Annotated in this window: 9 protein-coding genes and 1 rRNA gene; 3 read left to right on the top strand and 7 right to left on the bottom strand. The window is 57.6% G+C overall.

Features of this window, described 5'->3' with window-relative positions:
- Positions 1 to 87 (bottom strand): 16S ribosomal RNA (locus CWM54_RS27330); the annotation flags it as partial.
- Positions 88 to 714: 627 nt separating this feature from the next.
- On the opposite strand from CWM54_RS27330, the gene purH reads away from it, so the two are divergent.
- A complete protein-coding gene (purH, locus tag CWM54_RS27325) occupies positions 715 to 2304 on the top strand; it encodes a bifunctional phosphoribosylaminoimidazolecarboxamide formyltransferase/IMP cyclohydrolase (RefSeq protein WP_100682191.1) in 1590 nt (529 codons plus the stop codon).
- A 15-nt stretch (positions 2305 to 2319) separates the two neighbouring features.
- Entirely contained in the window at positions 2320 to 3615 is a 1296-nt protein-coding gene (gene purD / locus CWM54_RS27320) for a phosphoribosylamine--glycine ligase (protein WP_060876755.1), read from the top strand.
- Here the strand turns inward: purD and zraR are convergent.
- Together zraR and zraS are read right to left on the bottom strand one after the other, a co-directional pair.
- Positions 3605 to 4936 carry a sigma-54-dependent response regulator transcription factor ZraR gene (zraR, locus tag CWM54_RS27315; RefSeq protein WP_100682190.1) on the bottom strand — a complete coding sequence of 444 codons (1332 nt, stop codon included), beginning with the start codon at positions 4934 to 4936 and terminating at the stop codon, positions 3605 to 3607. The two genes, purD and zraR, sit on opposite strands and share 11 nt — an antisense overlap.
- Entirely contained in the window at positions 4923 to 6317 is a 1395-nt protein-coding gene (zraS, locus tag CWM54_RS27310) for a two-component system sensor histidine kinase ZraS (protein WP_100699154.1), read from the bottom strand. The genes zraR and zraS overlap by 14 nt, the downstream gene beginning before the upstream one ends.
- 259 nt (positions 6318 to 6576) lie before the next feature.
- Here zraS and zraP point away from each other — a divergent pair, with 259 nt between their 5' ends.
- Positions 6577 to 7014, top strand: coding sequence for a zinc resistance sensor/chaperone ZraP (gene zraP / locus CWM54_RS27305; RefSeq protein ID WP_100699156.1), 438 nt, complete (start codon positions 6577 to 6579; stop codon positions 7012 to 7014).
- A gap of 3 nt (positions 7015 to 7017) precedes the next feature.
- Here zraP and CWM54_RS27300 read toward each other — a convergent pair whose 3' ends face one another.
- The 4 genes from CWM54_RS27300 to nfi all read right to left on the bottom strand — a co-directional run bounded on the left by CWM54_RS27300 (position 7018) and on the right by nfi (position 9489).
- A complete protein-coding gene (locus CWM54_RS27300) occupies positions 7018 to 7713 on the bottom strand; it encodes a DUF1481 domain-containing protein (protein WP_060876757.1) in 696 nt (231 codons plus the stop codon).
- A gap of 12 nt (positions 7714 to 7725) precedes the next feature.
- The gene (gene hupA / locus CWM54_RS27295) at positions 7726 to 7998 is read right to left on the bottom strand and encodes a nucleoid-associated protein HU-alpha (RefSeq protein WP_002884342.1); all 273 of its coding nucleotides are present in this window, start codon (positions 7996 to 7998) and stop codon (positions 7726 to 7728) included.
- A gap of 186 nt (positions 7999 to 8184) precedes the next feature.
- Complete coding sequence (locus CWM54_RS27290; RefSeq protein WP_060876751.1) at positions 8185 to 8775, bottom strand: YjaG family protein; 591 nt, start codon at positions 8773 to 8775, stop codon at positions 8185 to 8187.
- Between the two features lie 42 nt (positions 8776 to 8817).
- Complete coding sequence (nfi, locus tag CWM54_RS27285; protein ID WP_061156149.1) at positions 8818 to 9489, bottom strand: deoxyribonuclease V; 672 nt, start codon at positions 9487 to 9489, stop codon at positions 8818 to 8820.
- Between the last annotated feature and the right edge of the window lie 3 nt (positions 9490 to 9492).

The following is a 9492-nucleotide window of genomic DNA, read 5'->3' as shown; positions in this document are numbered from 1 at the left end:
AGCAAGCTCTCTGTGCTACCGCTCGACTTGCATGTGTTAGGCCTGCCGCCAGCGTTCAATCTGAGCCATGATCAAACTCTTCAATTTAAGTTTGATGCTCGTGAATTAAACTTCGTAATGAATTACGCATGTTCACTCAGAGACTTGGTATTCATTTTTCGTCCGAGGACGTTAAGAATCCATGTCACTTTGAGTGCCCACACAGATTGTCTGATAAATTGTTAAAGAGCAGTTGCGACGCGCTTTAGCGCTCTGTCGCGAGGTGGCGTATATTACGCTTTCCTCTTTCAGAGTCAACCCTGAATTTCAGGATTTTTCTCTTCAACCGAACTGGCTGTTTGTGTGAAGTGATTCACATCCGCCGTGTCGATGGAGGCGCATTATAGGGAGTTCTCGAGCGCCTGCAATAGAAAAATGGCAGAAAAATGACTGACTGCTGCATTCCCCAGCAAAACCCCGCTTTATACCCTTTTACACACAGAATTATCCACAGAAGCGCGATGAAAGGGCGACAAAAGCCCGGTGGGTCAGCTTCTATATAAAGAAGAAACGGTGGCTGAAAGAGAAAGATAAAAATTCGCGAGCGTTGCGCAAACGTTTTCGTTACAATGCCGCGCTATGACACGGATGCCCGGTTGGGTGCGTTAGGTGAGTTTTTAGGCAAAAACTCACCTAACGCTCTCTGTAATGTTCAAATCCTGGGGATTTAATACCATGCAACAACGTCGTCCAGTCCGCCGCGCTCTGCTCAGTGTTTCTGACAAGGCCGGTATCGTCGAATTCGCGCAGGCGCTTTCCGCTCGTGGTGTCGAGCTGCTGTCCACCGGCGGCACCGCCCGCCTGCTGGCAGATAAAGGCCTGCCGGTTACCGAAGTCTCTGACTACACCGGTTTCCCGGAAATGATGGATGGACGCGTGAAGACCCTGCATCCGAAAGTACACGGCGGCATCCTCGGTCGTCGCGGTCAGGATGATGGCATCATGCAGCAGCACGGTATCGCGCCTATCGATATGGTGGTCGTTAACCTCTACCCATTTGCCCAGACCGTCGCTCGTGAAGGATGCTCGCTGGAAGACGCGGTGGAAAACATTGATATCGGCGGCCCGACCATGGTGCGCTCCGCAGCGAAGAACCATAAAGACGTCGCTATCGTAGTGAAGAGCAGCGACTATGACGCCATCATTAATGAGATGGACGCCAACGAAGGCTCCCTGACGCTGAACACCCGCTTCGACCTCGCCATTAAAGCCTTCGAACATACCGCCGCTTACGACAGCATGATCGCTAACTACTTCGGCAGCATGGTCCCGGCCTATCACGGTGAAAGCAAAGAAGCCGCTGGCCGCTTCCCGCGCACCCTGAATCTGAACTTCATTAAGAAGCAGGATATGCGCTACGGCGAAAACAGCCACCAGCAAGCTGCCTTCTATATAGAAGAGAATGTAAAAGAAGCCTCCGTAGCGACCGCCACTCAGTTGCAGGGCAAAGCGCTCTCCTATAACAACATTGCCGATACCGATGCGGCGCTGGAGTGCGTGAAAGAGTTCAATGAGCCAGCCTGCGTGATCGTTAAGCACGCTAACCCATGCGGCGTTGCCGTCAGCGACTCGATCCTCGATGCCTACGATCGCGCCTATAAAACTGACCCAACCTCCGCCTTCGGCGGCATCATCGCCTTTAACCGCGAGCTGGATGCGGAAACCGCGCAGGCGATCATCTCTCGCCAGTTCGTCGAAGTGATCATCGCACCGTCCGCCAGCGAAGAAGCGCTGAAGATCACCGCCGCGAAGCAGAACGTCCGCGTACTGGTCTGCGGCCAGTGGGATGCCCGCGTTGCCGGCCTCGATTTCAAACGTGTCAATGGCGGCCTGCTGGTTCAGGACCGCGATCTCGGCATGGTCACCGCGGGCGAACTGCGCGTAGTCAGCAAACGTCAGCCGAGCGAGCAGGAACTGCGCGATGCGCTGTTCTGCTGGAAAGTAGCGAAATTCGTCAAATCCAACGCCATCGTCTATGCCAAAAATAATATGACCATCGGGATAGGCGCCGGTCAGATGAGCCGCGTCTACTCGGCGAAAATTGCCGGGATTAAAGCCGGTGACGAAGGTCTGGAAGTGAAAGGTTCCGCCATGGCCTCTGACGCCTTCTTCCCGTTCCGCGACGGCATTGATGCCGCAGCCGCAGTGGGCATCACCTGTGTGATCCAGCCGGGCGGCTCTATCCGCGACGACGAAGTGATTGCCGCCGCTGACGAACATGGTATCGCCATGATCTTCACCGACATGCGCCACTTCCGCCATTAATTCACGGAGCTACAGATGAAAGTATTAGTAATCGGCAACGGCGGGCGTGAGCACGCGCTGGCCTGGAAAGCGGCCCAGTCGCCGCTGGTTGATACCGTCTACGTCGCGCCGGGCAACGCAGGTACCGCGCTGGAGCCGTCGCTGCAAAACGTCGCCATCGGCGTTACCGATATTCCGGCGCTGCTTCGCTTTGCGCAGGATGAGAACATCGATCTGACGATCGTTGGCCCGGAAGCGCCGCTGGTCATTGGCGTGGTGGACGCATTCCGTGCCGCAGGGCTGACCATCTTCGGGCCAACCGAAGGCGCCGCGCAGCTGGAAGGCTCAAAAGCCTTCACCAAAGATTTCCTCGCTCGTCATCATATCCCGACGGCGGAATACCAGAACTTCACCGAGGTTGAGCCTGCGCTGGCTTATCTGCGCGAGAAAGGCGCGCCGATCGTCATCAAAGCTGACGGTCTGGCAGCGGGTAAAGGCGTTATCGTGGCGATGACCCTTGAGGAAGCTGAGGCGGCGGTCAAAGATATGCTGGCCGGCAACGCCTTTGGCGATGCAGGCCACCGCATCGTGATTGAAGAGTTCCTCGATGGCGAAGAAGCCAGCTTTATTGTGATGGTCGACGGCGAGCACGTCCTGCCGATGGCCACCAGCCAGGATCACAAGCGCGTCGGCAACGGCGATACCGGCCCCAACACCGGCGGTATGGGCGCTTACTCCCCAGCGCCGGTGGTCACTGATGAAGTCCATCAGCGCACCATGGAGCGGATTATCTGGCCAACGGTGAAAGGCATGGCCGCCGAAGGCAATACCTATACCGGTTTCCTGTATGCCGGTCTGATGATCGACAAGCAGGGCAATCCGAAGGTGATTGAGTTCAACTGCCGCTTTGGCGATCCGGAAACCCAGCCGATCATGCTGCGCATGAAATCCGACCTGGTAGCGCTGTGCCTCGCCGCCTGCGCCGGCAAGCTGGATGAGAAAACCTCTGAGTGGGATGACCGCGCGTCGCTGGGCGTGGTGGTTGCCGCCGGCGGCTATCCGGGCAATTACAACACGGGTGATGAGATCTTCGGCCTGCCGCAGCAGGAAGCGGCAGACGGTAAAGTCTTCCACGCCGGCACCAAACTGGCAGACGACCAGCGCGTCGTCACCAACGGCGGGCGCGTGCTGTGCGTGACCGCGCTGGGTGAAACCGTGGCGCAGGCGCAGCAGCGCGCCTATCAACTGCTGACCGATATTCGCTGGGACGGCAGCTTTAGCCGTAACGATATCGGCTGGCGCGCCATCGAACGTGAAAAGGCTAACGGCTAAGTTTTGCCAGCAGCGTTTTCCGCGTAATGCCTAACTGACGGGCGGCTTCGGTTTTGTTGCCGCCCGTTTTCTCCAGTGCCGCCAGAATCACCTCTTTTTCGACTTCCACTAACGGCTGAATCAGCGCGTTCTCGCTACCATCCGACGGCAACGGCGTGCCCGCTATCGCCAGCGGCAGTTCTCGTTCGGAGATATAGTTTCCGGTCAGCAGCACCACCGCCCGCTCCACCGCGTTTTCCAGTTCACGGATATTACCCGGCCAGGCGTAGTGGATCAGCAGGTCCATCGCCTGCGGCGTAAACCCCTGCACCGTTTTGCGGTTACGTTCGGCATAACGCTTGAGAAAGTGTTGCGCCAGCAGAGGAATGTCTTCCCGTCGCTGACGCAGCGGCGGCATATCAATGGTCACGACATTCAGGCGGTAATAGAGATCCTGGCGAAAACGCCCGGCGCTCACCTCTTCCGCCAGATTGCGATGGGTGGCGGCAATCAGCCGCACATCAACGGCAAGCGTCTGGTTACTGCCAACGCGCTGCACCTCGCGTTCCTGAATCGCCCGTAGCAGACGCACCTGCATCAATGGTGAGATATCGCCAATTTCATCGAGGAACAGCGTGCCGCCATCCGCCTCGACAAAACGCCCTTCCCGCCGCCGTTCCGCGCCGGTAAAAGCCCCTTTTTCATGGCCGAACAGCTCGGATTCCAGCAGCGACTCATTGAGCGCTGCGCAGTTTAGCGTCACCAGCGGCTTCTCGCGGCGCTCGCTGCAGGCGTGGATGGCGCGCGCCACCAGTTCTTTACCCGTTCCCGATTCGCCGCAGATCAGCACCGTCGCATCTGAGGGCGCCACCAACGTAATATTGTTGATAAGCGCCTGCATCGCCGGGCTATCACCAATCATGCCCCACCGTGAATCCGTCGCAACGCTGGGATCGCTCTCGTTCTGTTGCGTGTGCGCCAGCGCCTGAACCAGCGTCTGCTGCAGGGTGTCAAAATCCAGCGGTTTGACCAGGTAATCCAGCGCCCCGGACTTAATGGCCTCTACCGCCGTGCCAACGCTGGAAAACGCCGTCATGATCAGCACCGGTATCGCCGGGTTATAGGCCTTAATCTCTTTTAGCGTCGCGATGCCGTCCATCTCCGCCATACGGATATCGCACAGCACCAGGTCGAAGACCTGCTGATGGATCTGCTCCAGCGCCTGCAGGCCGTTGTGAGCTAATGCCACCTGATAGCCCCAGCCGCGTAGCAGCGCCTGCAGGATCGTGCAGTGACTGATGTCATCATCAACGACCAGAATCTGTACCTTATCGCTGCTCATCTTCCCTCCGTTGAGCCTCCACCGGTAGCCAAAGCGTAAATATCGCTCCAGCCCCCGGCTGACTTTCGGCGCGGATCGTCCCGCCATGTTGTTCGATAATATTCTGTACTACGGCCAGTCCCAGCCCGGTGCCGTCCGCCTTGGTGGTGAAATACGGCGTGAAGATGGCCTGCAGCTCTTCATCGCTCATCCCCTTACCGCTATCTGTGACGACAATCTTCACCCTCTGACGATCGGCTTCGCTTGCCGATACGCGAATGACGCCATCGCGGCCAATCGCCTGCATCGCGTTCAGGTACAGGTTCAACAGCACCTGGTTCAGGCGGTCAGCATCGGCGTTGATCGTGGTTAGCTCAGGGCACGGAGTAAATTGCAGCGCGATCCCGCGACTCTGCGCATCCTGGCTTACCAGCTGCAATGAGTGCCGGATAAGCGCGTTGATATCCACCGGCTGGTAATTTAAATGCGCGGGTCGGACCAGCTCCAACAGCTCGCTGACGACCCGGTTCAGGCGGTCTGCCTCTTTGGCCATCACCTGCGCTAGTTGCTGCGCTTCGCCGCCTGGGGGAGTTCGCTCGGCAAAATACTTCGCCAACCCTTTAATCGAAGAGAGCGGATTGCGGATCTCATGCGCGACCCCCGCCGCCAGATGCCCAAGCGCCACCAGCTTTTCTTTGCGGGCCATCGCCTCCAGCAACTGCTTGCGTGAGCGACGATAGCGGTGGAACCAGAACTGAGCGAGGATCGTCGCCGCGATGACCAGCGCCGCAGCGCCCAGCATGATCATCATGTTACGCTGGCCGCGGGCCTGCGCCGCATCCAGCTCGCGGCTATCAAAGGCGATAAAAATCACCTGCGGGACGGTGGTTTGAGCCAGCACGCTGTTGCCGCGATTCATCATCCCCATATGATGGCCGCGAGCAGGATTGAGCGGGCGAAACTGGCGATAGATCTCCAGCGCTGGCTGCGGCTCGCTAAGCCGGCGCCAGCGGGCCTGTTCGCTAACGTTGAGTTCGCGCATCTGCGCCGGACTGTACAGCGCGTTATCCACCTGCTGCGGATCGCTGTGGGCGATGATTTTACCGTCTTCATCGGTCACCGCGAACCACAGCACACCGGGCTGCCAGGCCATCTCTTCCAGCAGCGCCTGCAACTGCGCGTGATGCATACGCATCCCCATCCCGACCCGCGTGCCGGACTCCAGCGCCCGGATCAGCACGCTCCCCTTTTCTTCGATGGTTTGCCGGGCCGCAGCGGTTTCGCGGCCATAGTCACGGACGATCATCGTGGAAAACAGAATAACCAACAGCACAATTGTGCCGGTCAGCAGCCAGCTCAGGGCATCAGCGGCAACGTCCCGGGAGAAAGGTTTGATCTTCATCGGCGAGTCCTTGTCATCTCCTTTTCGCTTTCAGCAGGATCCTTCAGCAGAAATCATGCCATTTTCCCACGCCGCCAATCCTGTTCTCAAACATATCGCCCGCGGTTTAGTGAGTAAAAATGACTCGCCTGACCCGCCTGGAACGGGTCATTTTTACTCACCTGCTCCATCGGCTCCTCACGCAGGCCCGTACGGGCAGGCTTTTTCAGGCTGGCATGGAAGATGCAATAACGAGAGAAACCACACAGGAGATAATGCCATGAAACGGAACCGTACCTTACCTCTCGCCCTCATCACCCTTGCCGCACTGACCTTTGGCAGCAACGCGGCCTGGGCCGGCCACCACTGGGACGACAACAACAGAATGGGCGCGCAGGGTTACAGCCAGCTGACCCAGGAGCAACAGGCCACCGCGCAGAAACTACATAACGATTACTATGCGCAAACCAGCACCCTATGCCAGCAGCTGCAGTCCAAACGCTATGAATACAACGCACTGCTCACGGCGCAAAAACCGGATAGCGGAAAGATTGAAGCCGTCGCTCAGGAGATGGAAGGCTTACGCCAGAAGCTGGATCAGCAGCGGGTGAAGTTTGATGTCGCCCTGGCTGAGGCAGGCGTTCCCCGTGGCGCAGGAATGGGATACAACGGCTGCCGCGGTAACGGCGGTGGTCATATGGGCATGAACCACTGGTAATCGTTAGAAGCTTTTTTCCGTCGGCTGCCAGGTGCAGAAGTTTTCATTGGCGACCAGCAATAGTTGAGAGCCTTCAGACGCCTCCAGCCAGGCAATGCTCACCGCGGCGGAGGAATGACTCTGGCGACGTTCAATATGCGCCAGAGCCCGGCTATCGAGGTCAGGCTTAACCGTCTGACCTTCGCAGGTCAGTACGGTATGCGCGGCAGCGTTCCAGCGCCCCTGACGCAGGACGACGCGTCCCTGCCGGAGAGCATCGCTGGTCTGGCGGATCTGCTCAGCGCGATAACGATACAGCGCGACCTGGTCGCTGGAGAGCTGTTGCTTCTGCCCGTCGACTTCCCGCTGCATAAAGCTGAGATCGCCCTGCGCGTCGAAGCGGGCGCGAATATGTTCCGGCGGCTTGCCGTAGACATTGAGTTCGATAAACGTCAATTGATCGCCCTGCCAGCGATATTCGCTGGTCGAGGTGTCCCCGTGACGCCACGGGCTGAAGGCGGCGAGAAGATGAACTTCATCGCCAGAATCTTTACGCCAGATGCGCATCGCCCCCTGATTATCCGCATAACCGCTGGCGGTAAACGGAGGAAGCGAGGCGTTATGGCTGCAGGCAGTCAGCAACAGAATACCCGCCAGCGCCAGAGGTCGGCGCCAGACAGACAAAAGGGGCTTAATAGCCCCTTCGATAAAACTGTTCACTGCCACGCGGTCTTACTTAACTGCGTCTTTCAGTGCTTTGCCAGAAACAAATGCCGGCACGTTAGCTGCAGCGATTTTGATCTCTTTACCGGTCTGCGGGTTGCGGCCAGTACGCTCAGCGCGGTGGTTCACTTTGAAGGTACCGAAACCAACCAGTTGAACAGCATCACCTTCTTTCAGAGACTCAGTAATTGCAGCCAGGGTAGATTCCAGGGCAGCTTTAGCCTGTGCTTTGGACAGGTCAGCTTTGTCCGCAATTACATCAATCAGTTGAGTCTTGTTCATAAGTTATCCTTACAATGTGTTTATCGCTTGCTAAGCATCGAGTGCGACGGAAATGCCAAAAAAGCACCCTCCTGCATACACGCACCGATAGCCACTTTTTTTCGCCCTCCAAATGTAGACCAGACGGGGGGCGGAATGGAAGCCTTCAGACGCTACAATTCAGGCGGTAAATCACGTTTTCTGGTCTCACTGCTGAAAATTTATACCAATATTGCTCTCACCGGCCTCACGCAGGTCCGCGCGCAGACCTTTTATCAGCTCAAGGTCACGCTCTTCACAGTCGGCCAACAGGCGGAAAATTTCCCACTGGATATCCCATTCCTGCTCTACCGCCGGGTTCGCTTTGAGTTCTTCATCGGTCATTTCACGACCAGCCTGGGTCATTTCCAGCATCGCCACGCTGGTGATGGATGACTTGCTTACCTCAATCGCGTGTTCAAGTGTTTCACCACTCAGACGCGAATGGATCAGTTCACTCAACGCCACGCAGGCGTCGATCGCCGGATAAACACCGTACAGGTCGAAATCATCTGCCGCCGGGATCGCCTCTTCCAGCTTCTCCAGCTGGCTGTCGAAATTCACCTTCGCATCTTTAACCGTCAGCGTTTCCCAGATCAGGTCCAGGATACGACGGTACAGCTGGCCGTCGCCGAACTCGGTTTGCTTGCAGAACATAGCGTAGTTAGGGTACATACGCTCGCACAGGCAAGCCATAAAGGTGACATGCTGCCAGCTTTCCAGCTTCTCCAGGCGCAGGTGAATCGGGTTTTGTAACATGATGAATTCTCGAAGTCAGAAATTAGGCGCAGTGTACCTGAATCAGCCGTGATTTGCTTGCCAACGCACGAACGACGGCCGACGGGAAGCCACCGCATCGGCCCAGCGCGTCGGCTCGGGCAGACGATAGCCTCGCATACAGCGCTCGACCCACATTAAGGCGCTGTCCATCCCCACCCGATGGCCGGTGCTAATAAACAACGGGTTGCAGCGCACTTTGCTGCGCCAGACCCAGGCCAGTTGCTCATTTTTATCCATCAGCGGGGCCAGTGCGCCGGGCTCATCACCCATTTCGCCGATTTTTCCGCACAGCCGTTTTTTCGCCACGCCAATGGTCGGCACGTCAATCATCAGACCAAAATGGCTGGCGACGCCGAGCCGCCGGGGATGGGAGATGCCGTGGCCGTCAACGAAGAGCAGGTCAGGTTTCTGCGAAAGCTGCTCCCACGCCGCCAGCAGCGCAGGTGTTTCGCGAAACGAGAGAAAGCCGGGAATATACGGCATGGTGGTGGCGACGCGCGCCACCTGATACTCCACCAGCTCAAGCTCAGGCCAGGTCAGCAGCACCATTGCAGCTCGGGTCACTTCCCCTTCCTGCTCAAACCCGACATCCGCGCCGCCGATCAACGCCGGCGGGTCGCGATCCAGTCGATCCACACGCTCGACCGATGCGGCTAACTGTTGCTGTTGGGCACGTAGTGCGGCTAAGTCCATACG

Source organism: Klebsiella sp. D-Nf1 (assembly GCF_002810515.1).
Lineage (GTDB): Bacteria > Pseudomonadota > Gammaproteobacteria > Enterobacterales > Enterobacteriaceae > Klebsiella > Klebsiella variicola.
The sequence above is the reverse complement of the archived record's forward strand: the minus strand, read 5'-3'. Positions and strand labels throughout refer to the sequence as shown.